The following is an 18,187-nucleotide window of genomic DNA, read 5'->3' on the forward strand; positions in this document are numbered from 1 at the left end:
AAAGGGTAAAGAGTACACCAACACTAAGTTTGCGTCACGACCCAGGTTTTGGTAAAACATGTACAGCATATGAGTTGTTATTAGAGCTAGTGACAAAAAATATTGGCAAAATACCACTTTTTTCAGAGTTATCTCGAAACAGGCAAGCAAAAATATTTCGGTATGTATTACTCGACGAAATTGATAGGAGTTTCCCTCTTCTCAGTTCATCACTAGTTAGAAATGAAGTTCGTGCTGGAAATGTTCCTGTTATACTTGATGGCTTTGATGAACTTCTCCATGAAAGTACTAGTAACGATCAAGTAAACTATGAAAAAACAGAGCCAATGCTGGAAACCATTACTGAGTTATTGACTGACAGTGCAAAAGTGGTATTAACAACCCGTAGAACTGCTATTTTTGACGGCGATGATTTTCATCAGTGGATTGCTTCACATAAAGATGACTTTGATGTTATCAGAATAAGAATCCAGGAACCACAAATTGAAGATTGGATTCCAACAAACCGTTTGCAAGAAATTTCATCAGCAGGGTTCCCACTCGATAAGTTATCAAACCCAGTATTATTATCATTTTTAAGATGTATAGATGATAATGATTTTGAAAAAGTAGTCAAAGATCCAACAAAGATTGTTAGAAAATACTTTGACTCAATGCTTGAAAGGGAGAGGAAACGACAAGATTTATTAATGTCTATTGAAGATCAATATAAAATACTGAAGATCATAGCTGATGATATGGTGCAGGGAAATTATACATCTGAGTCTCGTGAATATATATCTCTCGTGATAGTGGAAAAAAATCTATCTTTGCTAGAAGCGACGAGAAAACTTTACACTGTTGACGAAAGGCCAACAACTGATGAGATTGTTAATAAGCTTGCTTCCCACGCGCTTCTTGACCGTTCAGGATCTGAAGGACAAGGTATCGGTTTTGTTAATGAATTTGTCCTCGGGAATTTCGTATCAGAAAATATTATTGATGACAGCAATAATGAATGGATCGGAGATAAACGTTTCATAGAACCCGCAGTGCAGTCTTATATGCCCAGAATTGATGATGAGAAAGAATTGCTTTGGCATAGCCTTGAATTTTCTTTAAATTTCATGTCAGGACATGACAAAATTTTGTACTGTCACAATCTATTAGGCAAAGTCCCATTAGATTTGAACCAAGATAGTGTTGAGCAATTAGTGATAACGAAGCTCAGTCTTGGCGATAAAAACACCATTACTGATACGATCTTTGTAGACTGTTCCTTCTTTAGTAGCGAACTCATATGTACAAATTTTCGTAATGTTACTTTTGTAGGTTGTTCTTTCATTGACTGCAGTTTTTTATATTTAGATGGTAAGGAAGATATTTACTTCCTTGGTTGTGACTGTAATAATGATGCTATTCAGCAAAAAATATTAGAATTAGATAATGAGTCTGATAATAACATTACAGATTGCGACATATATATACTTGAGAAATTTTGTCCGAAGGGGAGTGTTAGTTATTATAAACACAGGCCAATTAAAGGTTTGTGTGAAAATAACAATCATTTTTATCTTAATGAGATACTCTATACTATCCAGAAGCTTAAAAAAGAAGGCTATTTACTCACGCCAGACAAACGTTCATTCCTAGAATTAAATATGTCGAAAATATCAGAAATAAAAACAATTCTAGGGAGATCGGTATAATGTATAATGCAAATGAACTTCGTATAGTTCAAAACTTACAGAATAATATTGAATGCGAACTCAATAGAATTGGTCTGTTATATCGTTTCTTTTCCAGAACAAAATCAGAAAGCTCTATTACTAAAAAATTCCTTAAAGAACCAGATAAATATTCAGAATACGGGAAAAAGATTCAAGATTTATTTGGCGTCAGAATTATTCTGTATTTTCCTGATGATTTACTAATAGCACAGGAAGCATTGAGTAAATTATTTCAAGTTGACTCAAAAACAGTTGATGAAGCTGCAACTGACAATTTCTCTGCCACTCGCTGTAATTATGTGTTTAGACTCCCGGTTGATTTATCATCTGATAGTGTACTTATAAAGAAATATTCATATATAGATAAGACTTTCGAAGTTCAGTTCAGAACTATTCTTTCAGAGGGTTGGCATGAAGTCGAACATGATTTACGTTATAAATGCAAGGACGATTGGAACGAGCACAGCGATCTCAGCCGTGCGTTAAATGGAATATATGCATCCCTTGAAACATCAGACTGGGGTATCATGAAATTATTTGAGGAGTTGGCATATCGAAATTATAAATCTTCATCATGGTCTGCTATGTTAAGAAACAAATTAAGACTGCGAATGGATGATTCTATTGATAGTAATATCATCGAAATAATAGATGAGAAAAACCTAGGGAAAGATTTCTTTAGAATTGACAGGAACAAACTTTTAACCCTTATGTTGAATTACGATATAGATATACCGATAAACCTCAATAATATTATATTCTTATGCAACCATTTTTTCGTTAAGTCTCTCGATCTAAAAAATATTGCTCCAAGATTAATTTTACAAAAATTTATGGATGCAGAGGAAAAATATAAGGAGAAAAAATTTTTGTCTTCTTGATGAGGTGATATTCAAAAAATAAAAGGTGCATAGGGATTAGGCTATGCACCTAATGTTGGATTTTTCGTATAATTTGGACAGCGTTTTTTCACATGAGTTATGCAAATCTGCCTTTAGTGACGGAATTTTCTGGGATTCCGGCGTAGAACCCCAAATAGAAAAAAAACTAAATGCTACCGTGGCGAAGCCACAGCAGCGTTTAGTCCCTGCCCTTTTGCGCGGCTGAGTGGCTTCACTGGATCGGAGCACATTTCCGGCAGGGTTGCCCCTGCCAGTCTCCTTAGTGGCGTGATGGAACAAATCGCATGTACCAGAATGGGGTCAACATTGTGCGCTGGATAACTTGCGTTAAGGTGTTACCCACCCGCACACAAGCGGAAATGCCCAATAGAGAAAGCTGGATGTAACACATACGCGCCGCCACGGGATCAATGTCAGTACAAGACACTAATAACTGTTTTTGCGGGTTATAGCCTTTTTCCAGCATATATTTAGCCGCCGCAATCACCATGCCCCCAGCGCCACAGGTACATTCATCCATTGTGATATAAGGCGTATGATCTAATTCTGCTATCCGCTCGCCAATTGTCAGGGCCGCCATAAGATCAGACATATTTGACGGGGTAAAAAATTGCCCCATATGGTCACTCCCTAGTTCTAATTCCATAAAGATACTGCCCAAAAAATCGCACATACTGGCTTCCAATCCCATAACAATCAGCGCGTGAAGCTGTGCAAATCGGGTCACATCTTCAGGCTTGTAACGGGCGATAACCGCGAAATATTCTTCCTCCAGTTCTGGCGATTTCAAACAGGCATTTTCAAGCGCAATCGCCGACACGGTGACAAAATCGCGGAAAACCTCGTAACGGTGATGATATCGCGCGGTTTCCTTGAAAAGGTTCACAAACTCGCGCCGGTAATGATCTACCGCTGGATACGATTGCGGGAAAATGCGCGGCGGGACGTCTTTAGGCACATTCACAGGTGCAATAATGGCACTTTTGACTGTTTCTATACGCGGTGTTTCTGGCGCACTGAATAGATCTTCAAATGACAATTGAGACACGGCTATGCGTCCCCTTTATCACGGGTTTTGAGTGGTTCTTGGCGCATGGTCAACTCCGATTGGGTTTGAATGCCGCCCCTTTTTTGGGGCGGCGCGATTAATCAGGCATAAGCCCGTTTCAGTTCCAGCGTTCGGAGGACTTGCCCTAACTCACTGATACGCATAGCCGGAATTCTGACCGGCTGTTTTTTTAGCTGACACTTGGCAATGTGTCGGCCCCGCGCTTTACAGGTTTCGGTGATATCGTTTATCGCTATCGCCGGACGGTTAACCCGCTGCTGTTTTTTCGGTGCCTGCTTTACAAAATCGGCGGTTGGTGTCATGATGCTCACTTCAATTTTCATGGTTCTAACTCCAATCGATTATTGATAGCCGGTTAAACTTTTCGAGGGTATAAACCGGCATAAAAGGGCAGACGAAAGTCTGCTTTTTTTATTTCTGCGTATGACGTTTTTGGTTTTGCACCTCCTTTTCCAGTCGTTGAACAATCGCGGTATGACTCAGCGTGACCACATCACGGAACTTGAAATAGCACTCGCCCACTTTCGCGTAAATGTACGTGACGTTACCGCAATACATTTCTGCCAGTTTGAACGATTCGCTATGCGCGTCCCCTTGCCAGTCGTGAGGGTACATAGTGCCGATGGCGTCCATGAACTCAGTCAATGTGATCGCTTCCGGTTCGGTTTTGGCCGACACTTCCCGCGACTGCCAATAAGCCGCCTCCGCGCGGGCATCCCAGCTAAAGCGGTCAGTCGTGTCGTTTGTTGTCTGGTACATCGTGTTTCTCCTTGGTTGGGTTAACGCCAGCCTACGGCTGGCGATGGGATTACTGCGTGTGGCTAGATATTGATCCCTGACGCTTTAACTTTTTTGACGAACTGCTTGTAATGGTCGGCGCACACGATATCGATATTTTTGTATCGACCGTTCGACATCCCGTATCTGCTTAACTGGTAGCTATATTCCTGTTTCATTTTTTCAGGATAGGATTTGCGAAATGCCTGTAACGCTTTTAGTGAATCAAATACGTAGCATTCAAAATTATCGTAATCGGTGCCTTTCTCACCTTCGGCCATACTAATACTGTACGGATTTTGCCCTTCCCCATATCTTTCGGTAGATTCAAGAGCGGCGGTTTTGACGTTGACGTTGTGTGTGTTCATCCTAGTTTTCTCCTGTTGGTGGTTAACATCTCTCGGTGAGTTCTTTCGCGGCAAAGGGCGAAGGAGCAACGGCAATAGGGGAAATACAAGGGCGCCGCTCGCGGCGTGCCATTTACCCTTGTATTTATCCTGTTGTTGGTGCTACAAACAGCCCTCCGCGAGAGAGCTGACCGCGAGATAACACACCGGAAGGTAAACAGGATGAACACACCCGACACGTCGGAACGACGGGGCGTCATTAGTGGGAAGCGGCGATGGCCATCGGCCATCTGCAAGCGTGATGTTGACGTTCAGGATCGCTTGTTATCCGACAGGACAGAGACACACTTGTGTGGCTCTGCGGAAGCTGGACTGCGCCACCGGCGCGGGACCGCTGAAGTGCAGGCGACGACTCGACCGTTTACGGGCGGGGAGCCTTTTGGGGGCCACCTGGTATAGGTTTGTCATGTTTTTTGGCTTGATCGTCGTCTAAAACGCACGATTAAAAAGTGAATGAAGAGGCTACCTGACATGACAAGAACGTTGAGGACAAGCAACCGTATTCGCCAGCGAAGTATTGATACATTCTTTTTAGATTGAGTGATAACAGCATTGAATCAGTGATATGGCCGCCGTGGCGAAGCCACAGCAGCCTTGGAACTTATTGGCCGTTGAAGTATTCCGGTCTGGCGGCTAGCTCACGAGCAATCAGCTCATCAGCCAAGAGCGGCGCAACATTCATGATCCTACGCCGCATATTACGCTGTCGGACTTGTGCCTTACGCTCTGGCGTCCACCGTTTTATCGGACGAATATCCAGAAAATCAATACACACTGCATATCCGCTACCGGGGACAAACAAGGCCATAATACTGGCGGGCGTTGGATCACCCGCAGGCACCACCTCAGACATCAATATTTTCCCTCTGGGACTGGGCAGATGGGGCAAGCACCAACGCAAGGAATAGCGCCATTCACCCAATTTACCGACCATGCGGCCTCCCTAATTTATTGGGGCGCATCAACGAATCCAGCCACAGCTCAACCGCGCGCCCTCCCGTCAGTTCGGCGCGAATATCCGCCAAAAGCCAGCCTAAATCCGTCGTACCGTACCAAGATGCCCTGTCCATATTCACAAACCGCAGCCCCCGTGCCAGCACCATGTCAAACAAGTCATCATCATTGATGCCTCGTTTTGCTTGCCGTTCGTACCACGCCGATAACTCGCTGATCGTGATAAATGCTAAGTCAATTTCAGCTTGCGCGACTTGTGTTTGGTAACGCCGACGTTTTTTCTGGCGCTCACGAGTGATGTTATTGGCCTTGCGTGCCGCTTTGACGTCCCACTGGCGATATTGGCGTTCACGCAGGCGATAACGCACTTCGGGGAAAAACAAATATCCATCGCTGGTTAAAAGGGGCAGTGAACACATCTCTCCTCGACTCCCAATAAGGATATCCAGTGCCCTGACAAATTGCGCCTTTGGCGGTCCTCCCCGATTTTTGGGGTCATAATTACTGGCGGCCCTGCGCACATCCGAGGCCAATATTTTCCCTTTAGTCCCACAGAGATAACGAAAGAGTTCGCGTGCGTAGGGATATTGGCCTAATCGCCTGCCCCGCTGTCTCTTTTCTTCTACCGCCATGATGGCTTGTATGGCAGCACGTTGGTATGCGTTGACGGGAACAAGTGACATATTGGTTGGGATCATACGACATGCCCTCCCCGCCGTAACGCCACCGCCAATTCATTTGGCTGCGTATAACCGGCATGAATGTATTCTGCCAACGTATCCAGCACCGTTCTGATAGCATCAGGCTCAAAACAATCACTGCTGTAGAACCATGCCACTGACTCACCGCCGTTAAACCACAGCCGCCCATACCAGTAAGGGGATTCATGGCTTGGACTGACTAACTCAATCGGGGTTGTCGGGGCCATCTTGCAATTCAGGCGTAGATGAACCGGATATTCGCCGCCCCACTCTTGTCGAAACTCGCAATCAACACCCCAGTATTCCGGCAATGACAAACAGGCGATGACGGCACTGGACAAGGTTTGACGAAAAACGTCGCCCCGTTCGCGGTACTGCTCAAAGTCGGTCGAGGTAAAGGCTTGCAGCTTCAATAATGTGAATTTTTCTTCTTGGGTCATGGTGTTATGCCGCCCTTTCGGGCGACATCTCCGATTAGGCAGCGGCTGATTCATCAGTGGAAGAGAGAGGAGCGGTTTCATCCGGCGGGAGCAAACATTCCGGCACCCAGCGAGTTTGTGCTATTTCAGCCGCCGCTAAATGGGCTGCATCACCCTTTTTCATTTTGAGCACGGAGGCGGCTTGCGGCGCTTTTCCGATGGCGTTTAATGCCTCGCTCATTTGTTCTTTACTGATTCGCCCAAAGTAGTTTTCCTTGGTCGGTTGCCACCAGTCACGCAGATCAAATTCCAGCGCGTTCTCAACGGATACCAGCTCATTGCCGATTTTGCCGCCAGAATTCGCATGACACACCACGCCATCGAGTGACTGACCGACACAATAGGCCAGCAGTGCGATCACTTCGGCTTGCTCCCATGTCAGCAACCACGAAAAATCCAGTTGCCAATTTTCGGGTAAACGGGCCTCCCATTGGTTATGCAGATTTTCCAGCACACGATTCGCTTCCCCCTCTTCCGAGGCCGGTGCGTTACTCAATAACGTGTGCCGTTTGATGTCCATACTGGTTTTTAGAACGGAACTGGCGTACTGACCAAAGAACACCTTGAGGGCCATTGAGTGAGTATGTAGTGCTAATGCCACCGCTGGATTTTGTACCAATGCCGCCATGACCGCTAACGTGCGTTCGGAGGATAAACTACTGACTAATGCTGACGACAACCCTTTTGGCTTCGGTGAGATTTGTGCAAGGTTGTTTTGCGGTGTCTCCGTCTGAGCGATATTTCCACGTAAGATAACACCGCGCTGAAACGTCAAATCACCGCCATCAAATGACACCACGACGCCGCTTTGCGCTTTCTGCTCTGCCGTCCATCCACGTATGGAGGCAGCAGACTCAACATCTTCAATTTGTTGCTGAATGTCATTTTCATCATCGTAGGTTTCAGTGTCTTCCAGCGCCGCCGTCAAGGTGTCAATATGGGATTGCTCCGATTCGGTATAGACTGGCGTGGGTTCTGACATTAACTGATATTGACGCGCATCCTCGCCCCAATTGCCGATAGGATCCATTTGGTGAGCACACCATGACCAGCCTTCACATTCCTGAATAGTCACCGCGATAGCGTCCAACTTTTCAAGTGTCAGACGATCAAGTAAGGCGCGGTCAATCCAGCCCTCATTTTCATCACTGAATAAGTCGGTACGAACAACCGCCCCCGCCGCCGCCAGTTCATCACTCCCGACAAAAGCAAACTTCTGGTTATTTTTAATGCTCACTTCCTGCTCGGTGATCAAATTTCGCAGTTGGTAATTCTGTGGTGATCTCCCGAATACGTGTTGTGCCTGTTCCCATACATCCACCTGTCGTTCCTGACTGTCTTCCAGTGCCAGAATCTGACACTTTTCGAGGGTGATTTCGTCTTTTGCCAGTGCCTCTAACAAAGCAGGGGCCAGATGGGCGAGTTTCAGACCACGTTGTACATGACGTGAGCTATAGCCCAGCAAGTCACCAATTTGTGCCGGTGTCTTCCCCTCGTCTGCCAGTGAACGGAACCCAACAATCTGCTCGGCGGGGTGCATCTCCTTACGTTCGCCGTTTTCTGTCATGGAGGCGGCAACCGCCAGTGCTTCCGGTACACGTTTAACGGCAACCGGTGTATCAGGCTGATATTCCCCTCGTTCAACCAACATATTGAGCGCAGCCAAACGACGGCCCCCTGCGGCAACGCCAATCAGACCGCTATCAAGATCGTGCGCCACCAAATTTTGCAACAACCCAATAGACACAATCGTATTGGCAAGGCTGGTGACGCTCTCAACAGAATAGGGAATAAGGCGCACATTCAGTGGCGATTTGACCAGACGGGACAACGGAACATACTCTATGGGTGTCTGTTCCAGCACCTGAGCCAATGCCTGTGCATCATTTGCGGCCGTTGGCGCTTTACGGGTGGATTTCTTGACTGATTTTACTTTAGACTCTGTTACTGACATGGTTAATACCTCTCGGTTTTGATTTGTGTCTGCCGGACGTCCAACCGTCCGGCACCTATTACTGCTTTTTGAAACTGCTGAAAAAACCCGATAGCCAATAATGGACAACATCCTTAAAACCAAACGGATCGCCATAATGGGCGTGTACTTCTTCCGCGATCGCGACCTCTTCGCTTGCATCCTCTAACGCCTGACGTAATACCCCCCTTTTTTTAGCGTGATTGTTTTGTCCTTCCCCATATCTTTCGGAAGATTTTGGCGTGGCGGTTTTGACGTTGACGTTCTGTGTGTTCATGCTGCTTTTCCCCTCTCAGTGGTTAATCCTATCTCTCGGTGAGTTCAGTCGCGGCAAAGGGCGAAGTAGCGACAGCGATGGGCATAAAACAAGGGGCCGCTGGCGGCGTTTACCCTCCCTTGTTTTATGAACGGCGACGGTGCTACGAACAGCCCTCCGCGAAAGAACTTATCGGGGGATAGCGCACTGAGTGGTAGGCGAGCATGAACACACCCGACACGGCGGAACGACGGGGCGTCATTAGTGGGAAGCGGCGATGGTCATCGGCCATCTGCAAGCGTGATGTTGACGTTCAGGATCGCTTGTTATCCGACAGGACAGAGACACACTTGTGGGGCTCTGCGGAAGCTGGACTGCGCCACCGGCGCGGGACCGCTGAAGTGCAGGTGACGACTCGACCGTTTACGGGCGGGGAGCCTTTTGGGGGCCACCTGGTACAGGTTTGTCATGTCTTTTGGCTTGATCGTCGTCTAAAACGCACGATTAAAAAGTGAATGAAGAGGCTAACCGGCATGAATGTATTCGGTCACCCGACATGACAAGCCCGCCCGGACGGCCAAATATCCTTTTTTCCTCCACAGAGTTACCCACCGATTCTGTGGATAAGACCAAAGGAAACTATTTCCAACCGCAAAACAGGACACTAGGAAAAATACGACACTGCCTACTTGCACCCCTAGAATATTCCGATCAATATTACTGTATATAATTACAGTTATATTGGGTTAATCATGAAAGCAGAAATCATTGCAGCGCAAACAGGATCTCACCTTCAGATCCCCCTTTTTGGTGAAATGTGCCTGGCTGGGTATCCCTCCCCCGCCTCCGACTACATAGAAAAAACATTAGATTTAAATGACTTATGTATTCGTCATCCCAGCGCTACCTATTTTGTACGGGCTGAAGGTGAATCCATGACGGAAGCGGGCATTCTTTCAGGGGATCTGCTGGTTGTTGATAAAGCGGTGAAACCGGCGCATGGCGATATTGTGATCGCCGCCATCGAAGGCGAATTCACGGTTAAGAGGCTGAGTCTTCATCCCCGACTCAGCCTTCAACCCATGAATCCCGCTTACAGCCCAATCTATGTTAACCCCGATGATCTGGATATTTTTGGCGTTGTCATGCACGCCATTCATACCTTTAAGTGAGGTGCGTATGTTCCTGCTCTGTGACATTAATTCTATGTACCCCAGTGTGGAGCAACTTTTCCGGCCGGATCTTAAGGGGAAACCGGTTATCTGTCTGAGTAATAATGACGGGAACTGCGTATCGGCCAACAAAGAAGCCAAGCAACTGGGGATTAAACGGGGAGCACCCTACTTTCAGATAAAAGCACTGATAGAGCGTCATCAAGTCACGTGTTTTAGCTCAAATTATGCGCTGTACGGAGATCTCAGTGCCAGAACCATGGTTATTTTGGAATCGATGGCCGCATCGATGATGATTTACAGTATCGATGAAGCATTTTTGATGATTGATGGTATCGAACATTGTGAACCGCTGGCCAGTTACGGAAAGCGTGTACGAGATACCGTATTTCAACAAACCGGCTTATTGTCCGGGATCGGCATCGGCCAGACTCTTACTCTGGCCAAACTCGCCAATCACGGTGCGAAAAAATGGCCTGCTACCGGCGGTGTTGTTGACTTGTCAGACAGAGAGAGGCAACGCAAGTTGATGGCCCTTTTACCGGTCGAGGACGTCTGGGGCATTGGTCGCCAGCTAAGTATCAAACTCAAGACGATGGGCATAGAAACGGCGTTGCAACTGGCTGACGCCAACCTTCAGCTGATAAAGAAAACATTGGGTGTTGTCGTTGAGCGAACCGTGAGGGAGCTTAATGGCACACCCTGTATCTCTATCGATGCACTCCCCGCTAAACAGCAAATCATATGCAGCCGGAGTTTTGGGGAACGTATCACAACCTTGCAGGATATGCGTCAGGCGGTGTGCCAGTACGCGGAGCGAGCGGCAGAAAAACTGCGGCAGGAACGGCAATATTGCCGTTATATCAGCGTCTTTATTCGTACCAGTCCGTATTCGAATGAACCGTTTTACAGCAACAATGCCAATCATCGATTAATGCTGGCCACTCAGGACACACGAGATATTGTGGCGGCATCGATGAGAGCACTGGATCACATCTGGCGTGATGGCTATCGCTACCAGAAAGCGGGGATCATCCTGAACGACTTTTGTAGCCGCCCTGGTCAGATAGACATGTTTGACGAACAACCGCCAAGGGTCAACAGTGAGCAGTTGATGAACGTTATCGACCGCATTAATAAAGAAGGGATAGGAAAGGTGTGGTTTGCGGGGCAAGGAATAGATAAAGGCTGGAAGATGAAACGGGAAATGCTCTCCCCTGCTTATACAACCCGCTGGGGAGATTTACCAAAAGTACAGCTATGAAACTAACGACCAAAACTCATCGAGTATGACCAAATTTCGTTTTCGCTTAAGTCCAAACATTCGCCGCATAGGGCCAGTAAGATCCTGCTCCGACCAACCATACGGATATTTCCAATCACCTTTTGAGCGATTAAATGTACAAATACGCTCTACTTCAGCTTTTAATTTACTACCCCGAAAACCGTATTGAGACAGATATCTGCGTACTCGGGTTCGGGTAAACTTAGGGTCACTGGCAGGGCCGCCAACAAAATCGTTCACATCTTGATGAATAGTCATTGTTGTTGCACTAAATGCCCTTGCTGTACTCAACATTTTTAGGCGTGGTTCGTTCTGCATAAATTTATCCTTTGAATTCTTAGACAAATCCCGACATTTTCTTTCTCACCACTTTAAGCGCTTCTTTCGTAGCTTGCTTGCTGTCAGATTTGAGTACTTCACCAACGGGGACGACCATCCTCTCCCCCAAGGTCAGTGATATAACATCTTTTATCGACGCATGTGATGGTTTCCAACCGGTTGTCTGAGCTATCAATTCGACAACCTGATCTGCGGTCAATTCTTTCGTCAACATTGTTGCGATCAATGCTGGCAAACGTTCATCCAATTGATGCAATGCTAGCCCAGCAACGAATGCCTGGCGAAATAACTCGCCACGTGCACGCCGTGGAACCGAATCAATTACCAATATGGCCTGCTCATCACTCTTTATCTCTTCGGGATGCAAATAGAGTGTGAATTTTTTTCGGTCGTCGCTCAACCTCACTCCCCTTCTTTAAACGCCGCTATTGCTTTAACCAGGGCTGTCTGAGGTGACGCCATCATAGAAACTTTGTTTCCAAGATGGCTCCATGCTTCTTGTATTGCTGATGTGATCAGTGTTGCGCCCCCACCGACAATGTAAACTCGGTTTACATGTCTGAAATCACTCAATTCATCAACTACACGCTTACCCAATTGGATGATCGCAGTATCAATAGTATCCATCACTAGACTAATACGGCTCTCATCATTGATGACTTGACGAACAAATTCTGGTTCTGCACGGCGCTTAATTAATTCATCAGCTACCATCGGACTTGTATCGCTGGATGCCATTTTCAACGCACTGAGCGTAGCCTGAGTGACCATCGATACACCAATTGATGAATTACCATGGATAGCACTGACATCTTCAAACTGCCCTACAATGACACCAACATCGAGTGTTGTTCCGCCTAAATCAATAACTAATGACTTTTCAAACGGCCCCACATTATCACTGACTAACTGAGCAAAAACAGCCGGAAGAGATTCAGGCATCACATCCACATGGGTAATAGTGAAAGAGTCCCCTTTATTCAATGTCACAGGACGCAGCAAATTATCAGTCTTACGCTGAATATTTAACGTGTTCTTCTGGCATTCAGATGTATAGAACTCACTGATTGGCAGGGTTACAGTTAATGATACTGACTGAGGCTTTAGACCACTATTAAGTAAAGCATGATGGACGGCCAGAACATTTGCATCAGAGTATTGATACTCAATATGAGTCGTATTGATGGCTTCGCTACTCACTTCATCGTAAGTATATTTAGTACCGTCCAGTTCGTAGTTAAAGGTCGCTCTACTTCCAATACCCTCAACTTTCCACCCCTTACGGAACGAATTTACTGAAATTGCCGTGTTCAATGCACTGTTATCGAACCATGCCAGTTTTACGTTTGTCGAACCATCATCACAAAAAATATTCATCACACCCTCTTTTTAATACTCAATATGAGTAACTGAATCAGCCGTTAATCGTTTAAACCTCATTTTGAGTATCAATCCAGTCATAGATAAAGGATTGAAAGCCTCAAAATGAGTATCTAACTTGTTTCACTCACTATAATGATTACTTAACCGGAATGCTAGCAGCAATATAGCAGCTAGATACATTGTATGTATCTGCAAGATAGCTGCAAGATTTAAATAACAAAAAGATTGCAGCTATCTTGCTGCAACCTGTGATCAATAACCTCGTTTTTCTTTGAGAGCTTCAAGCGCAGCCTCAAGCACTTCAACTATTTTTAGGTCTTCTCGCTCTGCTATATCTCTGATTGATTCATCAAACTCAGGTGTAACACGAGTGGCAAAAGCAAGAGTCCTATTAGTCTTTCTAGCAGAACGACCGTCACGACGAATATAAGGCCGGTGCTCGTCAATAGGGGCCGGTGCAATTTCAGGAGCAGCTAGGCTGGTTGCGGCCTCATCCATAGAAGGAGGTGTACCCAACTTGCTCTTCCCCTTTCTCAGTTTACTGACATCTGCCACAATCATTACCCTCCGATCTTGTTTATCAACGACTGAATCAATTCATCAGCTCTTGCATTCAAGCCTTTATATCGAGTTTCAGTAACAGAAAGGCCAGCGTTTTGTGCCTGGCGATAAGCTGTCTGTTCAAAAATACATCCATCCAGAATTTCGTATCCCGCTTCTTTAAGGTAATTTCTGGCTTCTGACTCTTCTGCATCAGTACCTATGCGACTGAGTGCAAAAACAAGTTTAGTCTTTGGTATTCCCTCTTTGACCAAGCCGTGGAAAACTTTGACCGCAGGGATCAAATCATCCAATGATGCCCCAGTAGGTTGCACGATAAGGTCAGCGACTTTTGCAATTTCCGTTGTGCCTTTACTCGCGCGCGCAGGCCCATCAATAATGAGAAGTTCAAAATTTTCCGCTGCGGCTAAAGCCTGAGCTGCTGTTGAAAAAAGCTCAACGGAAGCTGCCGGTTCATAACCAGCCGCTAGACGCCGACGGTGCCAATCAGATGAGGTTGCCTGTTCAGTATCGAGGTCAGCAAGTTTGGTTTTTATGCCTCCCTTAGTTGCTTCTCGCGCCAATGCTCTGGCTTTTGAACTTTTGCCAACGCCACCTTTTTGAGAAACAAATGCCACTATCCAAGCCATAGTCACACCTTAAAAATTGCAGCAAGATTGCTGCAAGCATTAAAACACACGAACATGATTGCAGCAATCTTGCTGATATATTTATGATGAAATTATAATCTAGATAGCTGCTATATTGCAGCTATCTATCATCAATCATAAAGATAGATAATATTATTTATCATATTATTAGGAGTGATAAGGGGAGGGTAAATAAAATTTTTTAAAGGGGAGAGGATGGTTCCTCCCTCCTTAGTTACGTTTCAGCTTGTTAGAATAACAAGCCGAACAGCCGCAGCAGTGCGACAATGAACTCTAAAACAACAATGATTGCTGATAGAAGATTCATCCATTTGCTCCTCATTTCTGCGGAGCATGATAACTGTCTACCTTACCGGTTTTTTTCGCCTAAAATTCAATGTGATCAGTAGTGACACTACAGTATTCCCAATCACTTTATTGTTCTTCGTTTATCTGAACATGAACGGGTAATCCTGCATCAAAGCATGACAGATAATACCGACCTACACTGAGTGTATCCCCATATAGCCGCACACGTAGACCATCACCTTGCAACAACATCAGGTACGGGGTTCCATCGAACGGCACTACATAGCATGCACTACGGGCGTAATAGGTTTGTCCGTTCAACATGACAGGTAGGGCATCTGTAACTGGCTTTGTCGGTAAATTATGAGGCAACACTAAGCAGGTCTTACGTTTTTGCCGATCGAGTTCAGCCTGACTTTCATTTGCGTAGAGTAGCGTAGCGCATTCCAAACCATCGTGAGTGAGTTCGACAGCCAGTTGCAAATTCGACGCTCGTAAAGTACGAACCATCCCAGCTTTAGCTAACCGATGACATGCACCACGAAGATTAGGGCCATATACCGGCTTGTCATCACTAACAGTTAGCAATTTCTCAAGATCCTTTGTGGGTACTGGCCCAGGCTTCCGCTCATTCAGCGCGGCCAATATTATCAAAATATTTTTTTGCAACGCTGACAAGCGTCGAGCTGGTGAATGTTCTTTGTTCATTATCGTAAATATCACTGTATGATTAATTATAAATGACTCTAAACATATCAGATTGATTAAATCAATATATACACAAATCAAACTATGATTGATTAATTGTATAAAAATAACTATTCAATTCAAGATTGATTTATATCAAAAACTAATTAATCATTCATGCTCTCGCTATTAGTCACTCCAAACAAAATATCGCTTTAGATTATACCCTAGTGATAGCATGGTGTACTCCGGAAAAATACTCTCATATACATTGATTTATCACTTTTGATACCAGAGAATCACTTAATCTAATACCTATTGAGATGAAAATAGCGATGGCACTTGTCGGCTATGCTCGAGTATCTACTACAGATCAGGATTTGACTCACCAGGTTGAGGTTTTAACCGCTGCGGGTTGTCTCAAAATTTTCTCGGAAAAAATCAGCGGGACAAAGAAAGAAGGACGTCAGGCATTTGATGAATGTCTGGACTACTTGCGTGACGGCGATACGTTGGTGGTCACACGCATTGACCGCTTATCAAGAAGCCTTCGTGACCTCAAAAATCTGGTGTATGACTTTGAACAGCAAAATATCAAACTCAGGGCGACGGAACAGGCCATCGATACCGCGTCAGCATCCGGTAAAGCGTTTCTGGATATGCTGGGCGTTTTTGCAGAATTCGAAACCAATCTGCGACAGGAACGACAACGTGAAGGTATTGCCCAGGCAAAACAACAGGGAAAGTATAAAGGAAGAAAACCGACCGCTCGCGCAAAAACTGTTGAAGTCATCGAACTGGTTCGTGCCGGTTTTACCCGCGATTCGGTGGCCAAGCAACTGAATATCGGCAAAGCGAGTGTCTACCGGATACTGAAAACCTACCGGCTTCAGAACCCCGATGATATTTTGCCTGGTGAGCGTTCAGCCAGAAAGATAGCGACGTTACTCATCGAGTTACGCGTTGAAAACAATACCAAATATGTCAGAGGTAAATCGAAAGTCAGGACTGATATCGAAAATGAATGGAACTGGAGCTTTGATATGGAAAAGCCCGATCCAAAAGGCAACTACTATATCCTGCGAGTCCCGTATGAAACCGAACAAGAGCTGGATGAACTGGTTGATGAACTAAACCGTGATGCAGCCTATGCCGCTGAGATGCGATATTGTTATGTCGAGTTGGATGTGGTGCATCAGGAAACGGGGAAAATATGGAATTAACCACAGTATTCTTCACGCTATGGCGCTAAAATCCGTGTTATCAATGACTATGCTACTATTGGCCAATGAAAACGACACCCACACCGCACGATGCGCTTTTTAAACAATTTTTGACGCACCCAGAAACCGCTCGCGACTTTCTGGAAGTACACCTACCGCCAGCATTACGCCAGGCGTGCGACCTAAGCACCCTGCGACTGGAGTCCGGTTCATTTATCGAAGAAGATCTGCGTGCCTACTACTCCGACGTACTGTATTCCCTTAAAGCGGGGCAGGGTGACGGTTACATATACGCACTAATAGAACACCAAAGTTCCCCGGACAAGCATATGGGCTTTCGTATGATGCGATATGCTATCGCCGCCATGCAGCGGCACCTCGATGCCGGCAACGATAAACTACCCTTGGTTATTCCGATTTTATTCTATCATGGCCAGGTGACACCTTATCCTTACCCAATGAGCTGGCTGCAAGAATTCAGTGAACCGGAACTGGCGGAACAACTCTACAGTAATGATTTCCCGTTGGTTGACGTGACTGTCATTTCTGATGATGAAATCATGACACACCGGCGTATGGCCATCCTGGAACTGCTGCAAAAGCACGTTCGTCAGCGTGACCTTGCCGAGCTAATGGAACAACTGGTCACGTTGCTGCTTGCCGGTTACACTAATAATGAGCAGCTGACATCGCTGATGAATTACATGTTGCAGGTTGGCGACACGGCAGCACCGGAAAACTTTATTCGGGAGCTGGCCCGCCGTTCACCACAGCACGAGGAGGTATTGATGACGATTGCACAAAAACTCGAACAAAAAGGGATCGAAAAAGGTCGCCAGGAAGGACGTTTGGAAGGGCGTCAAGAGGGGGTGTTTGAAGGTAAACTGGAAGTCGCTCGCTCTATGTTAGCCAGTGGCCTCGATCGCACAATGGTAATGAAAATGACCGGCCTGAGCGCTGACGATCTGGCACAAATCCGCCATTAATTATCCACAATGACGGGCAGGGAAGACATTGTCAGACAACATTGAACCGGATTCACCAGAAAACACCACTTCAGCTTTAAGCCACCTGGCATTCTGTGCGTTGTTGGCACTTGGCATAGCCCGTCAGGATGGTATGGCCGTAGCACCCTACGCAGAGAATCTGTTTCTTATCCGCTGGCTGGCCACCGCGCAGAAACAGAAGCGCTTCCCCAAAAGTGTGGCTATCGATATTACCTGGCTACTATACTGGAATTCAATATGATTTGGCACTCTGCGGGTAAAACCAAGAGCAACGGAAAAGGACAAAATGGGGTTACGAAAGCCAGCCCTAAGTATCAATAACGCTGACTGTATTTCTTTTGCTTCTTTTCACGTCTTTTTTGGATA

General features: G+C 45.8%; 22 protein-coding genes. 7 read left to right on the top strand and 15 right to left on the bottom strand.

Features of this window, described 5'->3' with window-relative positions:
* The first annotated feature begins 89 nt into the window (after window positions 1-89).
* Window positions 90-1,688: an NACHT domain-containing protein gene (locus D5F51_RS22200; RefSeq protein ID WP_245994999.1), complete on the top strand. Its 1,599-nt coding sequence runs from the start codon at window positions 90-92 to the stop codon at window positions 1,686-1,688.
* Window positions 1,688-2,590 (top strand): RelA/SpoT domain-containing protein, encoded by a 903-nt coding sequence (locus D5F51_RS22205; protein WP_050111150.1) that lies wholly within the window; start codon window positions 1,688-1,690, stop codon window positions 2,588-2,590. Before D5F51_RS22200 ends, D5F51_RS22205 begins: the two co-directional genes overlap by 1 nt.
* 280 nt (window positions 2,591-2,870) lie before the next feature.
* On the opposite strand, the gene D5F51_RS22210 is transcribed toward D5F51_RS22205, so the two are convergent.
* From D5F51_RS22210 to D5F51_RS22650, 9 genes are all read right to left on the bottom strand, one after another.
* Window positions 2,871-3,659, bottom strand: coding sequence for an N-6 DNA methylase (locus D5F51_RS22210; RefSeq protein WP_245995001.1), 789 nt, complete (start codon window positions 3,657-3,659; stop codon window positions 2,871-2,873).
* 101 nt (window positions 3,660-3,760) lie between these two features.
* The gene (locus D5F51_RS22215) at window positions 3,761-4,003 is read right to left on the bottom strand and encodes a hypothetical protein (protein WP_129199574.1); all 243 of its coding nucleotides are present in this window, start codon (window positions 4,001-4,003) and stop codon (window positions 3,761-3,763) included.
* A gap of 88 nt (window positions 4,004-4,091) precedes the next feature.
* On the bottom strand, window positions 4,092-4,439 hold the full coding sequence (locus D5F51_RS22220) for a hypothetical protein (protein ID WP_129199576.1): 348 nt from the start codon (window positions 4,437-4,439) through the stop codon (window positions 4,092-4,094).
* Window positions 4,440-4,501: 62 nt separating this feature from the next.
* Window positions 4,502-4,825, bottom strand: coding sequence for a hypothetical protein (locus D5F51_RS22225; protein WP_129199578.1), 324 nt, complete (start codon window positions 4,823-4,825; stop codon window positions 4,502-4,504).
* Between the two features lie 640 nt (window positions 4,826-5,465).
* Window positions 5,466-5,798: a theronine dehydrogenase gene (locus D5F51_RS22230; RefSeq protein ID WP_129199580.1), complete on the bottom strand. Its 333-nt coding sequence runs from the start codon at window positions 5,796-5,798 to the stop codon at window positions 5,466-5,468.
* The gene (locus D5F51_RS22235; protein WP_129199582.1) at window positions 5,788-6,516 is read right to left on the bottom strand and encodes a plasmid SOS inhibition protein A; all 729 of its coding nucleotides are present in this window, start codon (window positions 6,514-6,516) and stop codon (window positions 5,788-5,790) included. Before D5F51_RS22235 ends, D5F51_RS22230 begins: the two co-directional genes overlap by 11 nt.
* Window positions 6,513-6,959 (bottom strand): conjugation system SOS inhibitor PsiB family protein, encoded by a 447-nt coding sequence (locus D5F51_RS22240; RefSeq protein WP_162301878.1) that lies wholly within the window; start codon window positions 6,957-6,959, stop codon window positions 6,513-6,515. The genes D5F51_RS22235 and D5F51_RS22240 overlap by 4 nt, the downstream gene beginning before the upstream one ends.
* Window positions 6,960-6,993: 34 nt before the next feature.
* On the bottom strand, window positions 6,994-8,952 hold the full coding sequence (locus tag D5F51_RS22245) for a ParB/RepB/Spo0J family partition protein (RefSeq protein ID WP_129199586.1): 1,959 nt from the start codon (window positions 8,950-8,952) through the stop codon (window positions 6,994-6,996).
* A 58-nt stretch (window positions 8,953-9,010) separates the two neighbouring features.
* Window positions 9,011-9,247, bottom strand: a complete 237-nt coding sequence (locus D5F51_RS22650; RefSeq protein ID WP_186368166.1) for a hypothetical protein — start codon at window positions 9,245-9,247, stop codon at window positions 9,011-9,013.
* Window positions 9,248-9,978: 731 nt separating this feature from the next.
* Here D5F51_RS22650 and umuD point away from each other — a divergent pair.
* Together umuD and umuC are read left to right on the top strand one after the other, a co-directional pair.
* The gene (umuD, locus tag D5F51_RS22255; RefSeq protein ID WP_050290643.1) at window positions 9,979-10,398 is read left to right on the top strand and encodes a translesion error-prone DNA polymerase V autoproteolytic subunit; all 420 of its coding nucleotides are present in this window, start codon (window positions 9,979-9,981) and stop codon (window positions 10,396-10,398) included.
* A gap of 7 nt (window positions 10,399-10,405) precedes the next feature.
* Window positions 10,406-11,662, top strand: coding sequence for a translesion error-prone DNA polymerase V subunit UmuC (umuC, locus tag D5F51_RS22260; RefSeq protein ID WP_129199588.1), 1,257 nt, complete (start codon window positions 10,406-10,408; stop codon window positions 11,660-11,662).
* On the opposite strand, the gene D5F51_RS22265 is transcribed toward umuC, so the two are convergent.
* From D5F51_RS22265 to D5F51_RS22290, 6 genes are all read right to left on the bottom strand, one after another.
* On the bottom strand, window positions 11,657-12,001 hold the full coding sequence (locus tag D5F51_RS22265; protein WP_050875737.1) for a hypothetical protein: 345 nt from the start codon (window positions 11,999-12,001) through the stop codon (window positions 11,657-11,659). The two genes, umuC and D5F51_RS22265, sit on opposite strands and share 6 nt — an antisense overlap.
* Before the next feature lie 19 nt (window positions 12,002-12,020).
* Complete coding sequence (locus tag D5F51_RS22270; protein ID WP_050875736.1) at window positions 12,021-12,422, bottom strand: plasmid partitioning/stability family protein; 402 nt, start codon at window positions 12,420-12,422, stop codon at window positions 12,021-12,023.
* 2 nt (window positions 12,423-12,424) lie between these two features.
* The gene (gene parM, locus D5F51_RS22275; protein WP_050875735.1) at window positions 12,425-13,399 is read right to left on the bottom strand and encodes a plasmid segregation protein ParM domain-containing protein; all 975 of its coding nucleotides are present in this window, start codon (window positions 13,397-13,399) and stop codon (window positions 12,425-12,427) included.
* A gap of 258 nt (window positions 13,400-13,657) precedes the next feature.
* Complete coding sequence (locus D5F51_RS22280; protein ID WP_050290719.1) at window positions 13,658-13,960, bottom strand: hypothetical protein; 303 nt, start codon at window positions 13,958-13,960, stop codon at window positions 13,658-13,660.
* Window positions 13,961-13,965: 5 nt separating this feature from the next.
* Window positions 13,966-14,595 carry a ParA family protein gene (locus D5F51_RS22285; RefSeq protein WP_050290715.1) on the bottom strand — a complete coding sequence of 210 codons (630 nt, stop codon included), beginning with the start codon at window positions 14,593-14,595 and terminating at the stop codon, window positions 13,966-13,968.
* A 435-nt stretch (window positions 14,596-15,030) separates the two neighbouring features.
* Complete coding sequence (locus D5F51_RS22290) at window positions 15,031-15,492, bottom strand: hypothetical protein (protein WP_245995002.1); 462 nt, start codon at window positions 15,490-15,492, stop codon at window positions 15,031-15,033.
* A 434-nt stretch (window positions 15,493-15,926) separates the two neighbouring features.
* Here D5F51_RS22290 and D5F51_RS22295 point away from each other — a divergent pair, with 434 nt between their 5' ends.
* The 3 genes from D5F51_RS22295 to D5F51_RS23030 all read left to right on the top strand — a co-directional run bounded on the left by D5F51_RS22295 (window position 15,927) and on the right by D5F51_RS23030 (window position 18,062).
* Complete coding sequence (locus D5F51_RS22295) at window positions 15,927-16,814, top strand: recombinase family protein (protein WP_050875733.1); 888 nt, start codon at window positions 15,927-15,929, stop codon at window positions 16,812-16,814.
* A 65-nt stretch (window positions 16,815-16,879) separates the two neighbouring features.
* A complete protein-coding gene (locus tag D5F51_RS22300) occupies window positions 16,880-17,800 on the top strand; it encodes an Rpn family recombination-promoting nuclease/putative transposase (RefSeq protein ID WP_050875732.1) in 921 nt (306 codons plus the stop codon).
* A gap of 28 nt (window positions 17,801-17,828) precedes the next feature.
* Window positions 17,829-18,062, top strand: coding sequence for a DUF2913 family protein (locus tag D5F51_RS23030; protein ID WP_391592396.1), 234 nt, complete (start codon window positions 17,829-17,831; stop codon window positions 18,060-18,062).
* The last annotated feature ends 125 nt before the right edge of the window (window positions 18,063-18,187 follow it).

It is taken from the genome of Yersinia hibernica (genome assembly GCF_004124235.1).
Classification (GTDB): Bacteria; Pseudomonadota; Gammaproteobacteria; order Enterobacterales; family Enterobacteriaceae; genus Yersinia; species Yersinia hibernica.

Coding starts and splice junctions, on each gene's coding strand:
- D5F51_RS22205 (WP_050111150.1), top strand. CDS start 1,688: ATGTATAATGCAAATGAACTTCGTATAGTTCAAAACTTACAGAATAAT.
- D5F51_RS22215 (WP_129199574.1), bottom strand. CDS start 4,003: ATGAAAATTGAAGTGAGCATCATGACACCAACCGCCGATTTTGTAAAG.
- D5F51_RS22220 (WP_129199576.1), bottom strand. CDS start 4,439: ATGTACCAGACAACAAACGACACGACTGACCGCTTTAGCTGGGATGCC.
- D5F51_RS22225 (WP_129199578.1), bottom strand. CDS start 4,825: ATGAACACACACAACGTCAACGTCAAAACCGCCGCTCTTGAATCTACC.
- D5F51_RS22230 (WP_129199580.1), bottom strand. CDS start 5,798: ATGGTCGGTAAATTGGGTGAATGGCGCTATTCCTTGCGTTGGTGCTTG.
- D5F51_RS22235 (WP_129199582.1), bottom strand. CDS start 6,516: ATGATCCCAACCAATATGTCACTTGTTCCCGTCAACGCATACCAACGT.
- D5F51_RS22240 (WP_162301878.1), bottom strand. CDS start 6,959: ATGACCCAAGAAGAAAAATTCACATTATTGAAGCTGCAAGCCTTTACC.
- D5F51_RS22245 (WP_129199586.1), bottom strand. CDS start 8,952: ATGTCAGTAACAGAGTCTAAAGTAAAATCAGTCAAGAAATCCACCCGT.
- D5F51_RS22650 (WP_186368166.1), bottom strand. CDS start 9,247: ATGAACACACAGAACGTCAACGTCAAAACCGCCACGCCAAAATCTTCC.
- umuD (WP_050290643.1), top strand. CDS start 9,979: ATGAAAGCAGAAATCATTGCAGCGCAAACAGGATCTCACCTTCAGATC.
- umuC (WP_129199588.1), top strand. CDS start 10,406: ATGTTCCTGCTCTGTGACATTAATTCTATGTACCCCAGTGTGGAGCAA.
- D5F51_RS22265 (WP_050875737.1), bottom strand. CDS start 12,001: ATGCAGAACGAACCACGCCTAAAAATGTTGAGTACAGCAAGGGCATTT.
- parM (WP_050875735.1), bottom strand. CDS start 13,399: ATGAATATTTTTTGTGATGATGGTTCGACAAACGTAAAACTGGCATGG.
- D5F51_RS22285 (WP_050290715.1), bottom strand. CDS start 14,595: ATGGCTTGGATAGTGGCATTTGTTTCTCAAAAAGGTGGCGTTGGCAAA.
- D5F51_RS22295 (WP_050875733.1), top strand. CDS start 15,927: ATGGCACTTGTCGGCTATGCTCGAGTATCTACTACAGATCAGGATTTG.
- D5F51_RS22300 (WP_050875732.1), top strand. CDS start 16,880: ATGAAAACGACACCCACACCGCACGATGCGCTTTTTAAACAATTTTTG.